Source organism: Bacillus sp. BB081 (assembly GCF_008368895.1).
In the GTDB taxonomy this organism is placed as follows: domain Bacteria; phylum Bacillota; class Bacilli; order Bacillales; family Bacillaceae_G; genus Bacillus_A; species Bacillus_A wiedmannii.
The window spans coordinates 18,208-39,703 of sequence record NZ_QOZX01000097.1; the positions used below are offsets into that span (position 1 = coordinate 18,208).

Consider the following 21,496-nt stretch of genomic DNA (forward strand, 5'->3'; position numbering starts at 1 on the left):
TGTATTATTGCGTTTTTACTTTCTTTCCATATTCACGAACGATATCAAATTTACTATCATCAGATTTAACATATCCTTCATGTGAATATACTTCTTTAATGATTTTGTGACCTTCCTCATTCTTTCCTATTTCAATGAAAGCGTCCTGTAATTTCTTACTCCACTCTGCATCTAAATCAGAACGTACCGAAATCGTATCGTTTGGAATTTTTTCCGTAAATTTCACTATTTTCGTTTGATCGAATATATTCGGATAATCTTTTTTCACAATATTACGAGCATCTTGGAATACAACAGATGCATCTACATCACCATTTAAAAGAGCAATCAGCGACTGATCGTGACCTTTTAATGTAACAGGTTTCACATCCTTTAGCGGATCAATTCCCTCTTTTAACAATACAGCCGCAGGCCATACATACCCCGCTGATGACGTTACATCTTGATAACCAATTTTTTTACCTTTTAAATCTTTTACACTGTTAATATTTGAATCTTTCTTAACTACAAACTCAGATTTATAAAAGTCTACTAAATCCTTTGTAGGAGCTCCCGTTTCATCATCTACTCCAAAACGTTGTGCTTGTAAAATTACGTTTGCAGCCTTTTTCTCATGCGCTAGCACATACGCTGTTGGAGGTAAAAAACCTACATCTACTTGCTTAGACGCCATCGCTTCTACAATTGTATTGTAATTCGTTGAAATGCTAACTTTTACCGGAATATTTAATTTATCACTTAATAACTTTTCCAATGGTTTTGCCTTTGCCTCTAACGTATCTGCATTTTGAGAAGGAACAAATTGAACATTTAAAGTCTTCGGTACATAACCTTTTTTCGTATCTTCAGTTTTACTTGCACTTGATTCTTTCGTTCCACAACCACTTAATAATCCCGCCGCTAGTACAACTGTCGTACTCATTGCAAAAACTTTTTTCAACATATTAATGCCTCCAATTTTGTTGTTATAAAATTGCCTTCCGTAAACATGAAGAAATATATCACACATTTTCACGTACAATTGCTTATTTACAGAATCTTTACACATTCTATACATTCTCATTAAAATTCTCTTCATATATTTGATATGCTTAATTAGTAGATAACAATAGAAAAGGTGAATGATATTGAATCCAAATCAAATTGTAACTTTAAACATTTTATTAACAAGTGATATACATGGCACTGTTTATCCAATTCACTACCAAGATAACTCCCAAGCTGAAATTGGTTTAGCCAAAATTTCTACTCTTATAAAAAAAGAACGTTCCCAAAATAGAAACGTTCTTTTAATTGATAACGGTGACTTAATACAAGGAACACCCTTCACTTATCATTACGCTACATATGAAGAAGATAAGAAAAATCCAATGTCTTTATTAGCGAACTATTTACGTTATGATGCTGCAGTTATTGGGAATCATGAATTTAATTATGGAATGGACATATTAAATAATGCTATTTCTACTGCAAACTTTCCGTATCTATCAGCAAATATTTTAGATAAAAACAGAAAAGAACCTTATTTCGGGAAACCATATATAATAAAACATATTGAATCAAATATAAAAATTGCTATTTTAGGGATGACAACGCATTACATTCCCAATTGGGAACAACCCCATCACATTCAAGATTTACAATTTGAAGATGCATTAGAAACAACAAAAAGATGGGTTTCTTACATTCGCGAACACGAGAAACCCGATTTATTAGTCGTAGCCTACCATGGGGGATTTGAACGCGATTTACAAACTGGGGTACCGACTGAAGTTTTAACAGGTGAAAACCAAGGATATGCAATGTGCCATGAAATTGAAGGTATAGACATTTTACTAACAGGCCACCAACACCGGGAAATCGCTCACACCGTAATGAATGGTGTAACAATTTTACAGATTGGATGCAATGGACACTCCGTTGGAAAAGTAACAGTAACATTCGAAAAAACAGAAAAAAAATGGGTAAAAAAAGAGAGTTATTCACAATTATTGCCCGTACAAGGAATTGAGGCTGACCAAGATATTCTTTCCTTGGTTGCCGATTATGAAGAAAAAACACAAAATTGGCTCGATCAACCTATTGGAGTAATCTATGGGGACATGCAAATTTCAGATGCTATGCAAACTCGTTTGCAAGACCATCCTTTTATTGAATTCATAAATAAAATACAGATGGATATAGCTAATGTTTCCATTTCTTGTACAAGCTTATTCCATAATACATCTCCAGGTTTCCCTAATCGCGTAACAATGCGTGACATCGTTTCTAATTATATTTATCCAAATACATTAAAAGTAATTAGAATAACTGGAGCGGATATAAAAGATGCCCTTGAACTCTCTGCTTCTTATTTCATATTAAAAGCAGATGGAACTATCATCGTAAACCCTACCTACATAGAACCAAAGCCGCAACACTATAATTACGATATGTGGGAAGGAATTTCGTACGTATTAAACATTTCCAAACCAATTGGCGAGAGAGTAGAATCCTTACAGTATAAAGGCGCTCCACTTCATATGAATGAAGAATATGACGTCGTTATGAATAATTATCGCGCAAGTGGCGGAGGGAACTTCTTTATGTTTCAAAATAAGCCCGTAATAAAAGACATACCAACAGATATGTCTGAACTTATCGCTAACTATATATTGAAGCACAAAAATATAGAAGCAACCGTCAATAACAACTGGAAAGTTATTAAATAACGGATATAATAAATAAAAAAGATGGGCTTCGCCCATCTTTTAGTTTAATTTTGCATTATCTTGCTTTTTTAAAGCTTTTAATTTCGCCGGTGTAACATCAGTACCTTCTTCGTTAACAACTTTAATTCCTTTAAGTTCGTTTAACATATTTTGACGAAATCCTTTTAAATATTGTTCACGTAGCGATTGGCGCTCACGTTGTTCTTCTTCAGTTAAACCTTCAGCTTTTGCTTTTTTCGCTAAGAAGTTAATGCGTTCAATGAGTTCGTGACTTTGCATCTCGAATCCCCCTTTTACTCAAAACTGATTATTATCATACAATAGTTAGTCCTCTTTATCAAGCAATTGCTTTGTATATTCTACATATCTTCGATGTACAGTTGCTTTTGAAACATCATGACCAAAACCACGAAGTGTTGCTGCAATTTCTTCAAAAGTTAATTCATTCCGGCGTAAACGTACAATTTCCTCAATTGGCACTTCTTTTTTCTCACGTCCTATACTTAAATGACGATTTTTCAAATTATTCTCTGGACGAAATCCTTTCTCTACCGCTCTTTGCATGCCACGTTTAATTTTTAAATTGTGGATCTTTCTTTGATACTCTTCAACAATCCCAATTATATCTAGTACCATCGAATCAGAGTCAGAGAGTTCTAATTCTCCATTATGCGTATGCGTATATACTTTTATTCCCTCTTTATGTAAACAGTGCATTAATGCAATCTTTGCATTCCCTCTACCAAGGCGCGTTTCATCTTGTATGAGAAGTACATCAACTTGTTCATCGCGAATTGTATCTAGCACTTCTAATATGCCATCACGTTCAATTGTATAACCACTAGCCTGCTCCTCAATCACCTTTACAACATTCATTTGATAGCGCTCAGCTAAATGCAATAATTCATCTTTTTGACGCAATAATGATGTTTCCTGTTCTTCTTTTGTTGTGCTCACACGCGCATAAATAATTGCATTCATTTTGAACCCTTCTTTCTCACTATATTTTCCTTATAGTGTATCATAAATTCGTCTTTCGTTCGAACTTATGTTTGTAGAATGTTTTTTCGCATGTTATACTTATTAATAAGAAAAATGAAAGAAAACGAGGTGTTAGAAAACATGGAAAAGTTAACGAAACGCCAGCAAGACATTCTCGACTTTATTAAGCTAAAAGTGCAAGAAAAAGGATATCCACCTTCCGTACGTGAAATCGGTCAAGCAGTCGGCCTCGCTTCTAGTTCTACAGTGCACGGACATTTATCACGACTAGAAGAAAAAGGATATATTCGACGCGATCCAACAAAACCACGAGCAATTGAAATTTTAGGTGACAACCGAATGGATACAGAGACACAATCTGTTATTCAAGTTCCAATTGTCGGAAAAGTTACTGCTGGATTACCAATTACAGCAATTGAAAGTGTAGAAGATCACTTCCCACTTCCAGCTAGCATTGTTGCTGGAGCAGACCAAGTATTTATGTTACGTATTTCCGGAGATAGTATGATTGAAGCTGGTATTTTCGATGGGGATTTAGTTGTTGTTCGCCAACAACAGTCTGCATACAACGGTGAAATTGTAGTCGCTTTAACAGAAGATAACGAAGCAACTGTTAAACGTTTCTATAAAGAAAAAGACCATTTCCGTCTACAACCGGAAAACTCTTCATTAGAACCTATCATTTTAAAACAAGTATCAGTTATTGGAAAAGTAATTGGCGTATATCGTGATTTACATTAAGAATAAAAAAAGAAGATAATTACCTTATTTATATACGGTAATTATCTTCTTTTTTTGTATTTTGATAGATTTTCATGCATTTTATTTCTTATGAACGAGTTTCAATCGTCACATCGCCAGCAGCTGTTTTACCACTAATCTTTTTACTACCATTGCCAATTGTTATATTTTTATTTTCTTCATTAAAAATCATTACTTCACCAGCAGCACTTTGCCCAGTTATAACTGCATCTTGTGGTTTTTCTAATAAAGTAATATCTACATCCCCAGCAGTTGAACTTGCCTCTACATCATATTTAGGATCATGATCCATAATATGCACTTCCCCGCTAGCCGACTTCGCAGTTACTTTTCCTATTACCTTCTTAAAGCTCACCTCACCAGCTTTTGAAGATCCTTCCACACTTCTTGCTGTGACATTTTTCAAATCTACTTCTCCAGCGAGTGTCCCAACACTTAAACAATCACTTTTCACATCACTTATTTCTATTTGTCCAGCTGATGAATTTATTTTTATCTCTTGGTATGAACGTTCAGGCACGAGGAGAGTTATTGTAGACGTTTGAAATCTAAAATCGTAAAAAGAAAAATCAAATGAAGCACCTTTTTCTCTTTCCCCAATAATTTTTAATGTGTCACCATCTTCGGCAATACGAACCTCGTGTTTACGTACATCTCCTGATTGCTTTACATAAAAAGAAGAGTCGGGAGATTTTTGGACAACAATATCCCCAGCATCTAACTTAACTTCTATATTTTTTAGTGTTTCGTTTTTAATTACGTCTTCTTTATTTCCTTCTTCTGCAGTTTGCACTGCTTTTTCATATGTTTGTGAAATCCCTATTACTCCAATAATGATACAAGCGATAGCTACTAACAATATTTTCTTCATCATCTACTCTCCTTTTATCATTTTGAAGTTCCATATTACATAACGTACGCATAACTTTTTAAACCACTTCGTACTATAATAAGCGATAATACATAACAACAAACCTACCCCAACAAACGTTATACTAACGAATAAATCCAACCATATAAAAGTACCCATAAATACTTTTCCAATAACGAAAAATGGTGTCACTACACTAGCAATTCCACCGATCCAGAAGGAAAATATAAAAGCAATAATTGCAACTAACGGGCCTAACACAATAATAAAATTAAACAAACTAAGTCCAATCGCTGCCATAACAGCCCTTGTTATATTAGTAGTAGATGGGTCCTTTTTCATTTCATCAAAGCGATACAAAGCAAGTAAGTCTTTCGCAATTACTTTCGGAGAGCCAAGACCCTTTATTATTTCCGATTCAGTTTTTCCTTCTTCTATTCCAAACTGAAAATGCTCTTCATAATCAAATAAAATATCTTTCCTCTCTTCTTCCGGTAACTTTCTAAGATGACTTGATAATTCTTTAAGAAACTGTTCTTTACTCATCCCACTCCACCCCTTCAATAATTTCTTGTACGCCTTTTGCAAAATCACGCCACTCCGTTACTAACAACTTTAGTTGCGTTTCCCCTTGCTCAGTTAGTTGATAATATTTACGAGGCGGTCCCTCTGTAGATTCTTTTAAATACGTTTGAAAATATCCTTCTTTCGTTAAACGACGTAATAAAGGATACACTGACCCTTCCGATATTAAAAATTTATTTGAGATTTGCTGTACAAGTTCATAACCGTAACAATCTTTACGTTTCACAAGTGCTAAAACACACAGTTCTAACACACCTTTTTTAAACTGAACGTTCAAGGTCAATCCCCCTTTCTCATTTCAGTACTGTTCAATACACGGTACCTGTTATATCCATAATATACCACTTAGTATTATTCATTGCAAGGTACTCATTTATATTTACTCCCAAAATGTAGAAAACGTACAAATAAAAGCCTGAATAATGTCCTGTTATAACTGGCCATCACTCAGGCTTTTATTCGATTCGAACTGTATGAATACAAAAATTCATTCACTCTTTCCCTTCTAAGAACCAACTTCCATTTGTGCCCCTAATAAACTTCGGAATACACCTTTTCTCTCTTTAGCCAATTGATTAAATTCACCTTTTTGGACAATTTCACCTTTTCCTAAGACGATAACTTGATCTGCATTACGTATCGTAGATAAACGATGCGCAATCACAACAATAGTCATTGTTCCTTTCAATCTTTCTATTGCTGATTGGATCTTCACTTCATTTTCAGTATCTAACGCACTCGTAGCTTCATCTAATACTAAAATCGATGGCTTTCTTAAAATAGCCCGAGCTAATACAAGTCGTTGACGTTCACCACCTGAAAGTCTCACCCCACGATCTCCAATCAGTGTATCAAGCCCATTAGGAAGCATTTGTACAAATTCAGCGGCGGCCGCAAAATTTAATGCATCCCAAATTTCTTCCTCACTTGCATTCGGTTCAATCATCAATAAATTATTCCTTATGCTCGCATTAAATAAGAAAGGATCTTGTGGTACATAACTAATAGCCCGTCTTAATGACAATAAATTATCTGTTGTAAGTGGCGTACCATCTATTAACACTTGACCTTTTTCTGGCTGGATTAATCCCATTAATACATCAATTAATGTACTTTTTCCTGCACCAGAATGCCCCACAATGGCCGTCATACTATTTATTGGAATTTGCACATTAATATTTTGAAGTGCGTATAAAGATTCTTGCTTATTATAACGAAAGTGAACATCCTTACACTCAATACCTTGCTCAATACAAATCGGCTTTATATACTTTTGCTGATGTATATCCTGCATTTCAACCGCTTCCTTACATTCCTCTTGCAGCTCCCATAATGACTTAAAAGCCGGAATACTTGCAGCTAGTTGTTCTAAATTTGATTGAATTGTCATGAATCTCGGCCATAGTCTAGAAAAAATGAGGATGATTAATAGTAATTGGGTGGATTGCGCTTGAAACATACTTACTGATAATAATAAAAAACATGCAATTAATATAGCCATTGAAACTTTATAAAACAATTGAGAGCTCGATCTTATTCTCATATACTCCATTTGCTCATTGCTCATCTTTTCTGTTATAGATTGTAACCAATCTATACGTGATGATTCCAAAGTATTACTCTTTATATCTTTAATTCCATTAAAATGATCTGTTATACCAGAAAGATAGTTTTTTGCCAATTCTGAGGTCTTACCGCCTAGTATTCGTGCTTTTTTTATAAAAACACGAGAAGCTACCAAGAATAATAAGCCAAAGACCAAAACAAATATAGTTATTTGAGGAGATAGTAAAAACGCAATCCCCACCTGTATAAATGTAAACAGAATAGCAGCTAACAATTGTAAAATTAAATTAACCCCATAACTTACACGAGCTAATTCTGTAGTTAATATATTTATTAGGTTTGTTTTCCTTTTCTCTAAAAAAAAACTCCACTTTGCTTTTAAAATCATACTATATGTTTCTATTCTTAACTCTCGTACAAAAGCTTGTTGCGTTCTCGCATCCCTTAGCGTTATATTTCTTTGTAGTAAATTTTGACCTAACACTATTAGTATATATATACCTAAAATAGAAGCTAGACTTGTTGTTTTGGGGAAATCCTGCAAAAATCTAGAGACAGGTGCAATAAAAGTAGTCTCCTCGTCTATATTAATTATTCCAGTCATACTTATCATAGGAATTAATAAAACAATACCTATCCCTTCAAGTAAACTTATTAAAACCATACCAAATAAATTCACATACAGTATTTTTCCCGCTGAAGAATATAATTTCTTCATAAAATATATAATATGATTCATCGATGTTCCCCCTATAACAAAGCAAGCTTCTTTGTTTTCCTCCAAAGGCATAAAAACGGACGTAAAGGAAAATATAAAAAATGAAGAAATTTAGGTAACGGTAAGGTTTTTTCATCAATTGGATAAGGATAAAGTTGGCTCAAAATAAATATAATTTTTTGCTGATTAGACATCAGTGAAAATAAATGTCTACTATGATAGGAACGTACTTCTTCAGGAACAGGTTCTGAATGTAAATTTATCATTTTCTTGAAATAAAACAGTGCTTCTTGCGCTAACTGCTTCGACTGTTTTTTAGCTACTAATTCCGTCATCCTTTCATCTAGCCGTACACCTAGCAATTGTGATGCCAAAATTAATGCTTGTCCTCCTAAATGAAGCACTTGATATTTTCTCATTAATTTATGAATCTCATTCCAGTTAAGATCTTGACCGACAATTTTTTTTATGTCTACTAACCAACGTAACCTGGACCAACCATGTCTAGCACCATGAGATACAAGAAATAAAAATAAGTCTTCCTTTCCTAACATATATACCGAATTACTTGTAAGTGTACTTTTTCTCTTTCGCTTCCAAAGTTCTTCAAACCCAGGTTCCTTACCAGGTCCGGGATTTAACCTCCAATGAATCTCAAGCTTAATCTGCTTTGTTGGATGAAAAAATGTTATATGATGATGCCTCCATTTCCAATCATTTAATATCGTTTGAATATAATCATCTTTTACATACCCCTGCTCTAAAAGTAGCATTTCTACTTTTTCTAAATTTCGCATCGGAATTAGAACGTCCAAATCACAGGATGTTCGTAAAGAAATATCCCCATATAAGTCCTGAGATAGTACAGGTCCTTTTAGAAAAATCATACGAATTTCATTTTCATTACATAGTTTATTTATTCGTTCCATTTCAGCGCTTAAATAAAGCATGTGAAATGTATTTTTTTTATATTTTCTATTCAAGGTTTGTACAATATGTGAAGGAATTAGTTCCTCATCCACCTGTTTAAGTTTTTGATATATCACCGGATAAATGCGATGATGCACAGCTTGCTCAAGAAACACCTCCCAATCAATATCCGAAAACCATTCATTACTGTAAGTTTGTACTGTTTCATCATCTTGTAACTTCAAAATTGCAAAAAGAAGTTTCAATTCCTTAGACATGAACTCTACATCCAGACCAAAATCTTTCTCCATTTTATTCTCCTTTAATAATGTCCTCACTTAGCCTCTTTGCAAATGATCCAACGACAGTAAATTTCTCCATTCCTTCTGATCCAGTAACATAAAAAGAACCGCTCCGTAACCATGCATGCGCAATTAATTCCCCATGACTATCCTTAGCAGTTCCTAAATAAAGAGTACTCTCAATGTGACGTTTTTCGAGCATTTTCATCCCAGCTATAGCTTTAACAAGACACTGACTTTCCCAAAAAGTATAACGACTCATAATAGAAATAGCTTCAGATACCTTCTTTAGTGTATCCCCGTGTGGCTGAATTTGGGCAACTGATGTTTCGTTCATGTAATCCCCTAAAGAAGGTGCAACTTTGGAAAAGGTAATACTTTTTAGTACACGCGCCCACCCTAAAAAAATAAAAGCCTCTAAAAATAAAAGCTTTGTTTCCATGTTCAGCGATAAAAATGCCCTTAACCTTTTCACAATATTCATTAATCCCTTCCTAACAGTTCTCTTGAAATTACGAATTTATCTATTAGATTGATCTTCTATTTGAATTAAGCCTTCTTGAAATAAACACTCTAAAAAGGAAAGAACTTGCTCTTCACAATCTTTTCGTTCAATATCATAGTTAGATACTAACATAGTAACAAGCTGATTAATTTTTATCGGCTTTTCAATACGCTCCCATATTTCTCCGCCTATTTCACCTAAGTTATAATAATTTCCTTTTTGGACATTTAACATAACTTTTTCTCCATCCATATCACTTACTATATTACCTTCACTCTGTACAACATTATGTTCTAATGATATGTTTCTCGAATGAACAACCATCAACCATACTCCCTTTCTGTATAGTATTTAAAATAACTTGCACAAGCTCATGAGCTGTAAATTTCGAATCCGGGCGTCTTAATTGAAACATTTCCATTCCACTTGCAATATTAGATGAAGTTTCAAAATGCCATTCCATCAATCCTAATTTAGAAATCAAAGAATTCCTAAAAGTATGTTGGTATAACTTGTACAAGCGTGTGAGACCTTCTATACGGATCATTTCAATATCTTCTCCCTGTGTTTTTACTAATTCAATAACACCAGCAAGAGGTAATGGATCGGGGAAAAATTGAGAATTCACAGGAACAGCATACTTCGTTTCTCTTTCAAACAAAGGGCTAAATTGCGCTACTTCCATTCCTAACTCATTTATGCTCTCTTGCCATAATTTTTGTTGTGCGTAAGAAGGATGAACTACTGTAGTATTTTTATCCAAAAGAGATACAGCAACTACATCATCACTTAAAAGCTGATATCCTGCATTCAAAAAAGCCGAGGCTAACGTTGATTTTCCAGCTCCTGAATCACCAATTAACGCATACGCTTTCCCATCTATGGCAATTACACTTCCATGCAATGGAAGTAATTTTCGCTGCATTAAAAGTGCCCCCATACAAGTTCCCAGAATGTATAATCGAATTTTATCTTCTTTCGCCTCTGGCATAGGTGAAAAAGTAATTTTCTCACCCGCTTGGACAGAAAATATTGCAGTTTGAGGAACATGAAACATAACTACATCATCTTCCACTACAATTGTTCTTTGCTGTTCTTCGTTATATCCACTCCATCGTTCAGATAAATCAGTCATTTCTATTTGAATATCTGCCATCTCTTTCTTTTCATTCAGCTGAGACAATTCAGGTAATGGAATTTCACTTACTATCTTTAACCCGAAGGCTTTGTATAACACATTTCCCCTCGAATCGATCATCCTATTCACCCCACATTGTCAATTTTTTTGAAAGCTCTTATATAATAAAACTATATAAGAGCTTTATTTTTCCAATGACTCAACTATACTTCACTGGATCATCTGGATCAGGTTGAACTGCGTCAGGAATTTTATGTCCTGGCCCAGCCATAGTCATATTAATATTAAGTACTTCTAATACAGGTTGTTTCCATTCCTTTTTCATACGTATCACCTCCTTTCATATTAAATTTTTTTATAAATCGATAGAAGATTAAGCTACGCATTAAAATTCTAAAATCTAAATCAAATGCATATTCTGGTCGAGGTTCTTTACATATTTTTGAGATAGCTTTCTTAATTACCTCTACATTTAGAAATTCAGAGATTATTGGATCTACACTAAGTTCTTGAACTTCCTCAATGAATTCGTTCCAAAATGGAGTCATACGGTAAACACCATCTGCACCTTGAACACCTCGAACGCGTTGATTTAATCGTACTTTATCCGGAAGGAAATTTTTTGTGGCTCTGCGAATAAGAGATCGATCTAAACCATTTTGAACATACTGTTCTTCTGGGACTGACAAACAAAATTGAATAATCCGTAAGTCATTTGTAGGATCACGATCCCATAAAGCATAACGTAGCGATAATTTCGTTTCATACGTTCCATTTATGCTCCAATAATATGGTTTTTCAAATTGTTCTCTTTTCATGTCATATGCAGTTGCGCTAGAGGTACCTGTTATATCAACATCCTGTTCTTTGAGCCTATCAAAAACATTCATTTTTTTTGCAAATTCCGGATTGATTATTATAGGAAAAACATCTTGTTCCTCTGAAGAAAGTAACTGAAACAAATACGGAAAAGCCTTTCTTCTTACCACTTCAAAAACACGTGCTTTTTTCACTCCTAGATTTCTACTATATAAATGTAGTTCACGATAAAAACGAATCCAATGTAACTTTTTTAACAGCATTGCTTGGTAATCTAACATTGGCCCCCACGATACTGTCCAATTACCTCTTTGGCCGCTAAGGAGTACTCCTATTTCATGTTGAGATGCTTTTTCATAAACTCCACTCAACCAAAAAGTATTCTCAAAAAATTTATATGGCATCTCCATTGTTTCCAGCCAATCATCAATTTCCGATAGTGGGCTTCTCTCCGGCAATGCTAAATAATAATCCTGTATATTCCCTACATGCCCTACAGTTGATTGAATAAAAGGTCTTTCATCAGCTATCCTACCTTTATGTGTCCAATCTTCAAAACCTTCTACTGGAACATAACTAAACGTATGTAATTTTTTATTTTCAGCGCGTAAATCTTTTGCAGCAAAGCTAACAACAGACCCTGAGTCTAGCCCTCCACTCAAATGAGCTCCTACTTCGTGATGTGTTCGTAAACGTGCCTTCACTGCACTTTGATACACCTCTCGAAACGCCTCTTCATACTCTTCATTTGATTTTAAATTAAGCATTTTCCCAGCAGTTGGTATATAGTATCGCGAAAATTCGACTTTTCCATCCTTTACCAAAACAGTGTGTGATGGAGGGACCTGTTCTATATATTTATAGACTGTTAGCTGTGGATCTACTGACTCGAAATTTACAGGTATAGCTAAAAATTCAGCAATCCACTGCTCATTCAATGTTTTTTCAACATATGGTAGAGTAAATAACGGCTTTATGATAGTACAAAAAGCAAATTTATTCTCACTACGATAAAAATAAAGTGTTCGGCTCCCAGAAAAATCTCTAGCTCCGAACAGAATTTGTTTTTTCTCATCCCAAATCATAAAGGCAAAATCGCCCACCAAATATTTCGGTGCTGCTTCTCCCCATTTCTCATAAGAGAGCAAAATCAACTCACTATCTGTCATATTTTTTCTATCCGCATAATCTACTTGTAATTTTTCAAACAACTCATCACGGTTATCAATAATAGCATCTGCTGTAATTACCAGTTGTTTTTCATAATTATAGAAGGGTAATTGTTCACCAACTGACTCTGGTGTAATCCATTGTGCGTGACATCCCAGAAAAGCGTTTTCTTTACGCCATATTTGAATATCATCAGCAGGGTACTTTTGTAAGTCACCCATTAATCGTGTGCCATGTTCAATTGATACAAGTTCGTTATTAAAGTGAATAATGCCAGTTATAGCGCTCATTTTTCCCTCCTAATATATGAAAAGTTAATACAAATACTATTTATATATTAAATTCGTTAAACATGCCTCTTTATCATTCTTTTTAAAGAACAAAACCACTTATTTTATTACCGTCTCAATTTTTTACTTTAATTCGCTTGTAGATTAAGATTTTGATATTTAAAACCTAGCACCATATCCTTTTTATGTCAATTTAAACTGAGTATTCGCAAATATTTCTCACAAAAAAATTCATTATAAAGAACTTTTATTCGTACATTTACAAATCAAATTCCACTTTTACTTACTTTTTATTTCTTTCCTTCTAGAGCCTTTAAAACGCCTTGAATGACCCTTTGTTGATCTTCAACTAACATATTAGATCCTGAAGGCAAACAAACACCACTTTGAAATAGGTGCTGCGACACATCTTCATTTTTGCTGTGCGGATAGTACTTCTTCCTTTTAAAGAGCGACTGTATATGAAGTGGCTTCCACGTAGGACGTGCCTCAATATTCTCTTCTGCTAAAATTCTCAACACTTTTCCAATAGAGATCCCGGATTCCTTTTCATCAATTGTCAATGTAGTGAGCCAACGATTTGAACGAGTATTTTCTAATTCAGGCATAAAATAAAATCCTGGTATGAAAGATAGCGCTTCGTAATACCGTTTATATATAGATCTTCTAGCTTTCACCCTGTCTTCTAACACTTCTAATTGTCCTCTTCCAATACCAGCTAGTATATTACTCATTCGATAATTATATCCTACTTCACTATGCTCATAATGTGGTGCTGGATCTTTTGCTTGTGTCGCTAAAAATCTCGCTCTTTCTAATTCTTCCACATCATCAGAAACAAGCATTCCACCGCCCGAAGTTGTAATAATTTTATTTCCATTAAATGAATAAATCCCAAACCTCCCGAATGTACCACTAGCTTTTCCTTTATATGTAGAACCTAAAGATTCTGCTGCATCCTCGATTATAGGAACATCATATTGATTACAAAGCGAAAGAATTTCATCTACCTTAGCACTCTGACCATATAAATGAACAAGAATGACAGCCTTCGGTAATTTCCCTGCTTTATTAGCATCATGCAACGCAAATGCTAGAGCTTGTGGTGACATATTCCATGTTTCCGGTTCTGAGTCAATAAATACCGGTTCAGCTCCCAAATAAACAATCGGATTCGCACTCGCTACAAAAGTGAAACTTGAACAAAATACTGTATCTCCCTTTTGAACGTCTAATAATCGCAAAGCTAAATGAATGGCAGCAGTACCCGAACTAACCGCAGCCCCACCTTTAACTCCTACAAAAGAAGCAAGCTCTCTTTCAAATTCATCTACATTTGGACCAAGAGGTGCAATCCAATTTGAGTCAAAGGCATCTTTAATATATTTTTGTTCATTTCCACTCATGTGTGGAGAGGAAAGATAGATTTTCTCCTTATTTTTTATCATCATTCTTCATCTCCTCTCAATTTACTACATTAATAACTTTGGCTGGAATACCAGCAGCAGTACAATTAGATGGAAAATCATTTATGACAACAGAACCAGCTCCAACAATTGACCACTTACCAATTTGAACACCTGGAATTATAGTAGCTGATGCTCCTATATGTGCCCCCTCTGCTATAGTGACAGAACCTGTAAGCGTAGCATGTGGTGAAATATGAACAAAATCATCAATTATATTATCATGTTCTATTATTGAGCCCGTATTTATTATAGTATGGTTACCGATGAAAGTATCCGCATTAACAACCACATTTGGCATAATTACCGTTCCGTTTCCTATATAAGCATTTGAACTTATAATGGCTGTTTTATGAATTAAAGTAGCATATATGCTACTTTGTTGATTTAATATTTCTGCAATTTCCCTTCTAATTTTATTATTTCCTATAGCAATAACGAGCTTTACATCATTAAAATTATTGATAATTTCCCTTGCATCTGCAATTGCTCCAAAATAAAGATTATCTACAATATTTATACCTGTATACAAATCATCTAAATAACCGACTATTTCATATCCTTTATTTGATAAAATTATATCCCTCACAACCTTGCTATGCCCACCACATCCTATTATTAAAATTTTCATTTTCCCTCCCCCTTTATTTCTATTTTCCCTCCAGTAAATCGCTCCATTGTCACATGCCCTACATGGTTTATTCCCTCTGTTTTAAATACTTTTAATATTGTAAGTACAATTATTTTCAAGTCTAATAAAAAAGAGCGATTCTCCACATACCATACATCCAATTCAAATTTTTCTTCCCAGGCAATCAAATTCCTACCATTTATTTGTGCCCATCCCGTAATTCCCGGTTTTACATTATGCCTTTTAGCCTGTTTACTAGAATATAGGGGTAAGTATTCCATCAATAATGGTCGTGGACCTACTAAACTTAAATCACCCCTTACAACATTTATAAGTTGGGGTAACTCATCTAAACTATATTTTCTAAGAATTTCTCCAAAAGTAGTCAGTCTATTTTTATCTGGAAGTAATTCACCATCGCTATCCTTCTTATCTAGCATAGTTCTAAACTTATAAACATTAAACGGTTTTCCATGCAGTCCTGGACGCTGTTGTTTAAACAGTACAGGTGATCCTAATTTCATCCTAACTAAAATTGCTACAACAAGAATAGGAAGCAAACATACAAATAATAACAATAAAGAAATACATACATCAAAAATTCTTTTCATGTACTATCCTCCTTACTTATTTACGTTTAATACTCCTAACACGAAGGACCATTTAGAAATTTATATGCAATTAAACAAAACAAGGGGCAACTACAGTTAGTTACCCCTTGTTTTGTTTAATTACGTCATCTTTCATTAATTTTATCTCATCAAATAGTTTAAACATAGCTAGCCTATGTGAATATTTCCATACGGTATCACTACTTATTTACAAAGGACCTGTTACTCCATTAGTTTCTATAACTTTACATGTACGGATCAAAGACGCCATTAATATAATTATCCTTTTTTATATGTTCATCCCTTAACTTTATAACTACTGTGTCCACAATATTATCTTTAAAAATCAAAGTGATTGAGGATGAAATCTGATTTGCATTCAAGCCTATCATGTTTTTATTTGACCTAAATATATTATTTTCTATTAACATAAACTCACTCGTAAATGTTTCATTCCAAAAATTAATTATACTGTCTGTCGATTCCGAATTAAGGTATTCAAATGCATTATTACTAAATTCTATTCTTCCCCCAATGTCCCATAAAAAAAATGCTGAGCCCCATCTTCCCCCTCTAAAATTACTATTTTTCACTTTTAGCATCGATATCCTTTGAGAAGACTCAACAGTAAAAAGATTATAGGCATCCCAACTAAATGAACATCCATTAAATTCATATTCTGCTTGAGGAGTTTTTGTAACAAATGATATTGTACCGCTGTTCTCAAATTTACATCCCGTATATACTCCTGGCGGTAAATTCGTAATGATTCCTTGCGGGTGTTTCGTATCTATAAAAGAAATATTATTTAATCTCCATCCATTTTTCATACCAGGTGATACGCCTGTCAAACTTGTACCCTCTACAGCCCCCCCTTTAATAACACAATTTGATATAGTTTGCGGTTCTGCTGAAAAACCAATTATTGAACCCAACTGTGAAAAAGAATGAAATAAATCTCGATCACTAAAAAATTCACATTGATTCACTTGAATACAATATGCTTTATCTCTTCCCATTAACAATGCGCTATTATGGAAAATACAGTTACCAATAAGCGCTTCCTTATCTCCTTGATCTATCGTGACTCGAGTAGCATACATTTGATTATTCGTAAAAGTTACTTCTCCGCTTAAAACACAACTTACTTCCCTTAAGTGATTATTGTTTATAATCACTTTCTCTACATTTTCGCCTACTACTAATGAATTATTAGCTAATTTATTTTGAATGATATTAATATATCTACCACCGACTACAACAACGTTATATCCCTGATTATCATATATGTTATTACGCTCAATGTTTATATATTGATTTAATCGATATCCATCTTCAATATCTATTGCTCCCTGAGGTGCTGTACCTTTCATTTTGTAAATTTCACAATCTCTAATATAGATTTGTTTCGCTCCAGATACACTTACCCCAAGCCTTCTACAATCATGTATTTTACATTTCTCAATAAATACATTTCGGGAAAATTCCGGAATTCTAACAGTTATTTTACAACCGTTTTCCTTAGGTATTTCACCTTGGTTAAGAACTATTTTCGCATAATCTGCTTCTTTTGGAACACTCACTTCTTCAAAAAACTTTACTCTCTTCACAGCCGTTACAAAAGTATTATCAGCCCTATAAAATAACACATCATATAATTCTGTGTATATTTCTGAACCAGTTCCCCCATAGCCATCTCCATACAAACCAAAATATCCCCATTTTATAATGCTACTATGATGTAAGTCTATTTTTAAATTCGATCTAATTTTATTATCATCTACTATTAGGGAACCATCGACATCACTAATCCCCCCCACTTCAAATGTACCAGCAAAATCATATTCTCCAATTTGTCCCCATGTACTTTCCATTGCTATCCCATCGCCAGTACAATTTAAAATTTCCATATTATCTATTGAAATATAATTCATATTACTCCCCTCAGCAGGAGTCGTATTTCCTACTTCAATCCCATATCCCCATTCATGAGTATGAGGAATCGTTGTATAATCGTGTGTATCTTTATCCCCTTCAACCCTTCCATTCGTAATCCGAGAAAATTTTTGATTTCTTTGATATCGTACGATTGCATATTTAAATAATCCATTACTTCTTATTTTTAAAGTTGATCCACCTAAATTTAAAGTCATAAAGCTTTGTGGCTCAATTGGTGTATTTTCATCAATTAAATATGTCCCCATGGGTAAAACAACTTCTATAAATCCTTGTTGAGATGCCCATGATAATGCATTATTAATCCCTTTAGAAGTATTCTCCGCGTCCGTTCCATCATTTTTAACATTCCATCTCTCTAACTCAAGAAAATACGTGCCCGAAACCACATTAGCAGATTCTGTTTCTCCAATCAGTGATTTTCTAGACTTAGAACTTCCAAATGTATTGCTTTTAAGTTTACTTACTAACCTCTCAAATTTATTCTCCGTTGATACTTTTACATTCCCTTTTTTCGTCCCAATAAATAACTCACAAGTATCTATACAAAAACAAAATTCTCCCTCGCTTAACACAGGCAGATTCCCTTTCAAAACACATGTCACTTGAAATTTTGCCATGATTTATATATAACCTCCAACTAAGATAGAAATTGAATTTTCACAGAAAATTCAAACTTATATCGGTGCATGGGGACAAATATTTTATATTATGCTTACATACGTATCCCTTTAATAGAATACTATGCATTATATAAATACTATGTTAGGGCTAATGATTCACGTTTTCTAATTAAAATCAAGTTTCATTTCATACTAACAGGCTTCAACAACAATATACTTCCTTAATAATTCAAACCAATATAATGTCCATACTTTTTATATCTAAATAACGTTTCGTTTCTTTTTAATTTGTAAAAACATCATACTAAAGATATTCCTTATATATTGAAATTCTGTGCTTTTATAAAAAATTAAAACGTATATTACATTTGGTACTAATAAGCAAATCAAACCTTTTTCGACTAACGAAATAAAGGTACTACCTTCTATAAAATAATTACATATACTTGTAGTAATGAAACCTGTTACGACAGTTAAAAACACATAAAATACATATGTTGTAAAATACTTCCAAACTGATTTCTTAAAAAGATTTCTATATACAATATAAGGCTGAATCCAAAGTACAGTAGCAATTGTACTAATCGCCGTTCCTATGAATATACCTACCAACCCAAACATGTTAGCTAATAGAATAGATAAACTTAAATTGATTATCGCTTCAACTAATGGAATATACTTATCTTGTACAAATAATCCCGCTTTATTTTTAAAAATAGCTATCGCGGTTCGCATCCCTGTTAAATAAAAGTTAATGAGTATCACTACAAAAACTATGTTATTTAATAAATACTTCTTATCAAGCCACCACCCTATAAATGGCTCTAACAGATTAAATAAAAATATGGTACAAAAAGAAAAGATCCAAAAATTCACTAAATAAGTCACTTTAAATATTGCATAATTTTTGTCATTATTCTCAGTTGCAATTAGATTTCCTACACTTGCTTCAATTCCATTTAATATAGGATTTACTACAGCTGCTAATTGATTTATTATCATTGTATAGTTCGAATATATCCCAACCATAGCAAGGCCTACAAAAGATGAAATCAGTATATTATCCGTTCCAAATACAATATATCCTCCAATATTATGCAAAAACATCGCCTTTACATTTATAATTAATTTTTCTTTCGTATCATTATCTATAGAATATTTCTTTTTTGTCTTTATATAAGGATAGTTCTTATTAACAATCCTACCGTTTACGACATTTTGAATTACATATATACTCAACTCTATAATTAAATACAATATATAATCTTTTGTGTACATTAATATAAAAATTTTGAATATTGTAGTTAGCACTTGAAATAAGAGATCCATCCTAGCCAATATGTATCCTCTTTGATCTGCTTGTATTAAAGACCTCTTATGAGCATTTAAATAGGTAACTACATTCTTTACCACGAATATCGAATAGATTATCGCAACATTCGATATAGATGCCCCCTCTTTCATTAAATAACTTAAAAAGGGATATATCATAGCACTTATTACTAGAATAATGATTGCTAAAATCTGATAAATTTTTTTATATAATTGAACAAGTGCTATAATTTTATACTGATTATTTTCTGCCAATGGTTTATACAAATTGTATACTATACTCGCTCCTATACCAGCCTCAATTAGCACTAACATAGATAAAACATTAATTAACAAGCCATCTATCCCTAAATACTCTATTCCTAAACTATCCAAAAAAACTTTCCTAGATATAAAGCCTAGAATAACAATAACTATTTGAGAAAATATACTTATTGATATATTCTTAATTGAATGCATCGTTCGCATGATTTATCCCCTTCATAAGTTAAACTAAACCATCGAGAGGTGAATATTCAAATTATATTATTCTGGATGATCTTCATCCCCTTTTTGCAAAATTATTAATTAAAAATTTATACAATAATGGATGTAGCTTTGTTGCCAATAATAAAAACTTTACACTTTTTCCATACTCTTTTAAACGCATTGTTTTATAAAAATAACGATTCAATATACCAATAACCTTATAATATTTACTCTTATGCTCATTAAGTCTTCCACTCAATGATATTAAATTTAATACTACCATCGAACAATTTCCTAGTTTTAATATAACTAAGTTATATAACTCCTTATAATATCGCTCCATAAATTTACACATTTCATCATAAATTAAGACTGAATCAATTTTAATCTCTTTTACAGCCTGGTCCATCATACTATTATCACGCTTTATATAATGATATTTAGGTTCTCCTATGAAACATACTTTGTTACACTTATGAATAACTTTATACGTAAATGCTGTATCTTCATATGACATACCTACTGGAAATTTAATATCCTCTAATAACTGTCTTTTGAAAAGTTTAGTCCAAACAACTTCATCATACAAATTCCCTTCTAGCATCGCTTTCATCGCGCTATATCTATCATGAATAACAAAAGGATGATTGCTTGAAATTACAGTTTTATCATTGTAATGAATTTCACTGCTACAAATAGCTATATCACAATCCTGTTCTACACACATACCATATAACAATTCATACATATCCACTTCTATCCAATCATCACTATCAACAAATCCTATATAATCTCCCTGCGCTATTTCCAATCCAGCATTTCTTGCAGAAGATAACCCACTATTCTCCTTATGGATTACTTTAATTCGGCTATCCTGAGTCGCATACCCTTCACAAATCTCACCACAACTATCAGGAGATCCATCATCAACAAGTATCAACTCAAACTCTTTGAACGTTTGCTTTAATATAGAATCAATACATTTATGAATATATTGCTCAACCTTATAAATGGGAACAATAATACTAATTTTAGGATTCATAATTGCACCCTTTCATTTA

20 protein-coding genes and 1 pseudogene are annotated in these 21,496 nt (G+C 33.3%); 2 read left to right on the forward strand and 19 right to left on the reverse strand.

Annotated elements, in window-relative coordinates:
- Positions 1-4: 4 nt before the first annotated feature.
- Entirely contained in the window at positions 5-943 is a 939-nt protein-coding gene (locus tag DN394_RS26790; protein ID WP_000915072.1) for a phosphate/phosphite/phosphonate ABC transporter substrate-binding protein, read from the reverse strand.
- A gap of 184 nt (positions 944-1,127) precedes the next feature.
- Here DN394_RS26790 and DN394_RS26795 point away from each other — a divergent pair, with 184 nt between their 5' ends.
- The gene (locus DN394_RS26795; protein WP_149294416.1) at positions 1,128-2,711 is read left to right on the forward strand and encodes a bifunctional metallophosphatase/5'-nucleotidase; all 1,584 of its coding nucleotides are present in this window, start codon (positions 1,128-1,130) and stop codon (positions 2,709-2,711) included.
- A 39-nt stretch (positions 2,712-2,750) separates the two neighbouring features.
- Here the strand turns inward: DN394_RS26795 and DN394_RS26800 are convergent, their stop codons facing one another.
- Together DN394_RS26800 and DN394_RS26805 are read right to left on the reverse strand one after the other, a co-directional pair.
- Complete coding sequence (locus DN394_RS26800) at positions 2,751-2,990, reverse strand: DUF896 domain-containing protein (RefSeq protein ID WP_001190582.1); 240 nt, start codon at positions 2,988-2,990, stop codon at positions 2,751-2,753.
- Between the two features lie 45 nt (positions 2,991-3,035).
- Complete coding sequence (locus DN394_RS26805; protein WP_046956545.1) at positions 3,036-3,692, reverse strand: YneB family resolvase-like protein; 657 nt, start codon at positions 3,690-3,692, stop codon at positions 3,036-3,038.
- A gap of 141 nt (positions 3,693-3,833) precedes the next feature.
- Between DN394_RS26805 and lexA the strand changes: the two genes are divergently transcribed.
- Complete coding sequence (gene lexA / locus DN394_RS26810) at positions 3,834-4,454, forward strand: transcriptional repressor LexA (RefSeq protein WP_046958085.1); 621 nt, start codon at positions 3,834-3,836, stop codon at positions 4,452-4,454.
- 88 nt (positions 4,455-4,542) lie between these two features.
- Here the strand turns inward: lexA and DN394_RS26815 are convergent, their stop codons facing one another.
- The 16 genes and pseudogenes from DN394_RS26815 to DN394_RS26890 form a co-directional block, all read right to left on the reverse strand.
- A complete protein-coding gene (locus DN394_RS26815) occupies positions 4,543-5,349 on the reverse strand; it encodes a DUF4097 family beta strand repeat-containing protein (RefSeq protein WP_097994459.1) in 807 nt (268 codons plus the stop codon).
- The gene (locus tag DN394_RS26820; protein ID WP_149294417.1) at positions 5,350-5,892 is read right to left on the reverse strand and encodes a DUF1700 domain-containing protein; all 543 of its coding nucleotides are present in this window, start codon (positions 5,890-5,892) and stop codon (positions 5,350-5,352) included.
- The gene (locus tag DN394_RS26825; RefSeq protein ID WP_046957694.1) at positions 5,885-6,208 is read right to left on the reverse strand and encodes a PadR family transcriptional regulator; all 324 of its coding nucleotides are present in this window, start codon (positions 6,206-6,208) and stop codon (positions 5,885-5,887) included. The genes DN394_RS26820 and DN394_RS26825 overlap by 8 nt, the downstream gene beginning before the upstream one ends.
- Before the next feature lie 228 nt (positions 6,209-6,436).
- The gene (locus DN394_RS26830) at positions 6,437-8,236 is read right to left on the reverse strand and encodes an ABC transporter ATP-binding protein (RefSeq protein ID WP_149294418.1); all 1,800 of its coding nucleotides are present in this window, start codon (positions 8,234-8,236) and stop codon (positions 6,437-6,439) included.
- 11 nt (positions 8,237-8,247) lie between these two features.
- Entirely contained in the window at positions 8,248-9,435 is a 1,188-nt protein-coding gene (locus tag DN394_RS26835; protein ID WP_046957692.1) for a nucleotidyltransferase domain-containing protein, read from the reverse strand.
- A gap of 1 nt (position 9,436) precedes the next feature.
- Entirely contained in the window at positions 9,437-9,910 is a 474-nt protein-coding gene (locus DN394_RS26840; protein ID WP_046957691.1) for a lasso peptide biosynthesis B2 protein, read from the reverse strand.
- Positions 9,911-9,946: 36 nt separating this feature from the next.
- Complete coding sequence (locus DN394_RS26845; RefSeq protein WP_046957690.1) at positions 9,947-10,255, reverse strand: lasso peptide biosynthesis PqqD family chaperone; 309 nt, start codon at positions 10,253-10,255, stop codon at positions 9,947-9,949.
- On the reverse strand, positions 10,218-11,189 hold the full coding sequence (locus DN394_RS26850) for an aldolase (protein ID WP_046957689.1): 972 nt from the start codon (positions 11,187-11,189) through the stop codon (positions 10,218-10,220). Before DN394_RS26850 ends, DN394_RS26845 begins: the two co-directional genes overlap by 38 nt.
- A 79-nt stretch (positions 11,190-11,268) precedes the next feature.
- Positions 11,269-11,394 carry a paeninodin family lasso peptide gene (locus DN394_RS26855; protein ID WP_016086744.1) on the reverse strand — a complete coding sequence of 42 codons (126 nt, stop codon included), beginning with the start codon at positions 11,392-11,394 and terminating at the stop codon, positions 11,269-11,271.
- A gap of 25 nt (positions 11,395-11,419) precedes the next feature.
- Positions 11,420-13,348: pseudogene (locus DN394_RS26860) on the reverse strand (asparagine synthase-related protein); the annotation flags it as partial.
- A 290-nt stretch (positions 13,349-13,638) separates the two neighbouring features.
- Positions 13,639-14,796 (reverse strand): aminotransferase class I/II-fold pyridoxal phosphate-dependent enzyme, encoded by a 1,158-nt coding sequence (locus tag DN394_RS26865; RefSeq protein ID WP_046958084.1) that lies wholly within the window; start codon positions 14,794-14,796, stop codon positions 13,639-13,641.
- A 16-nt stretch (positions 14,797-14,812) separates the two neighbouring features.
- Entirely contained in the window at positions 14,813-15,445 is a 633-nt protein-coding gene (locus DN394_RS26870; protein ID WP_000697621.1) for an acetyltransferase, read from the reverse strand.
- Complete coding sequence (locus DN394_RS26875) at positions 15,442-16,056, reverse strand: sugar transferase (protein ID WP_097918157.1); 615 nt, start codon at positions 16,054-16,056, stop codon at positions 15,442-15,444. The genes DN394_RS26870 and DN394_RS26875 overlap by 4 nt, the downstream gene beginning before the upstream one ends.
- A 245-nt stretch (positions 16,057-16,301) precedes the next feature.
- Positions 16,302-18,632, reverse strand: a complete 2,331-nt coding sequence (locus tag DN394_RS26880) for a right-handed parallel beta-helix repeat-containing protein (protein WP_098128203.1) — start codon at positions 18,630-18,632, stop codon at positions 16,302-16,304.
- 264 nt (positions 18,633-18,896) lie between these two features.
- Positions 18,897-20,435: a lipopolysaccharide biosynthesis protein gene (locus DN394_RS26885; protein ID WP_097918159.1), complete on the reverse strand. Its 1,539-nt coding sequence runs from the start codon at positions 20,433-20,435 to the stop codon at positions 18,897-18,899.
- A gap of 73 nt (positions 20,436-20,508) precedes the next feature.
- Positions 20,509-21,477 carry a glycosyltransferase family 2 protein gene (locus DN394_RS26890; protein ID WP_097918160.1) on the reverse strand — a complete coding sequence of 323 codons (969 nt, stop codon included), beginning with the start codon at positions 21,475-21,477 and terminating at the stop codon, positions 20,509-20,511.
- Positions 21,478-21,496 lie beyond the last annotated feature (19 nt).

Bases quoted from the DNA above. Each gene is read 5' to 3' on its own strand.
- DN394_RS26790 (WP_000915072.1), bottom strand. From the start codon at position 943: ATGTTGAAAAAAGTTTTTGCAATGAGTACGACAGTTGTACTAGCGGCG.
- DN394_RS26800 (WP_001190582.1), bottom strand. From the start codon at position 2,990: ATGCAAAGTCACGAACTCATTGAACGCATTAACTTCTTAGCGAAAAAA.
- DN394_RS26805 (WP_046956545.1), bottom strand. From the start codon at position 3,692: ATGAATGCAATTATTTATGCGCGTGTGAGCACAACAAAAGAAGAACAG.
- lexA (WP_046958085.1), top strand. From the start codon at position 3,834: ATGGAAAAGTTAACGAAACGCCAGCAAGACATTCTCGACTTTATTAAG.
- DN394_RS26815 (WP_097994459.1), bottom strand. From the start codon at position 5,349: ATGATGAAGAAAATATTGTTAGTAGCTATCGCTTGTATCATTATTGGA.
- DN394_RS26820 (WP_149294417.1), bottom strand. From the start codon at position 5,892: ATGAGTAAAGAACAGTTTCTTAAAGAATTATCAAGTCATCTTAGAAAG.
- DN394_RS26830 (WP_149294418.1), bottom strand. From the start codon at position 8,236: ATGAATCATATTATATATTTTATGAAGAAATTATATTCTTCAGCGGGA.
- DN394_RS26835 (WP_046957692.1), bottom strand. From the start codon at position 9,435: ATGGAGAAAGATTTTGGTCTGGATGTAGAGTTCATGTCTAAGGAATTG.
- DN394_RS26840 (WP_046957691.1), bottom strand. From the start codon at position 9,910: ATGAATATTGTGAAAAGGTTAAGGGCATTTTTATCGCTGAACATGGAA.
- DN394_RS26845 (WP_046957690.1), bottom strand. From the start codon at position 10,255: ATGGTTGTTCATTCGAGAAACATATCATTAGAACATAATGTTGTACAG.
- DN394_RS26850 (WP_046957689.1), bottom strand. From the start codon at position 11,189: ATGATCGATTCGAGGGGAAATGTGTTATACAAAGCCTTCGGGTTAAAG.
- DN394_RS26855 (WP_016086744.1), bottom strand. From the start codon at position 11,394: ATGAAAAAGGAATGGAAACAACCTGTATTAGAAGTACTTAATATTAAT.
- DN394_RS26865 (WP_046958084.1), bottom strand. From the start codon at position 14,796: ATGATAAAAAATAAGGAGAAAATCTATCTTTCCTCTCCACACATGAGT.
- DN394_RS26870 (WP_000697621.1), bottom strand. From the start codon at position 15,445: ATGAAAATTTTAATAATAGGATGTGGTGGGCATAGCAAGGTTGTGAGG.
- DN394_RS26875 (WP_097918157.1), bottom strand. From the start codon at position 16,056: ATGAAAAGAATTTTTGATGTATGTATTTCTTTATTGTTATTATTTGTA.
- DN394_RS26880 (WP_098128203.1), bottom strand. From the start codon at position 18,632: ATGGCAAAATTTCAAGTGACATGTGTTTTGAAAGGGAATCTGCCTGTG.
- DN394_RS26885 (WP_097918159.1), bottom strand. From the start codon at position 20,435: ATGCGAACGATGCATTCAATTAAGAATATATCAATAAGTATATTTTCT.
- DN394_RS26890 (WP_097918160.1), bottom strand. From the start codon at position 21,477: ATGAATCCTAAAATTAGTATTATTGTTCCCATTTATAAGGTTGAGCAA.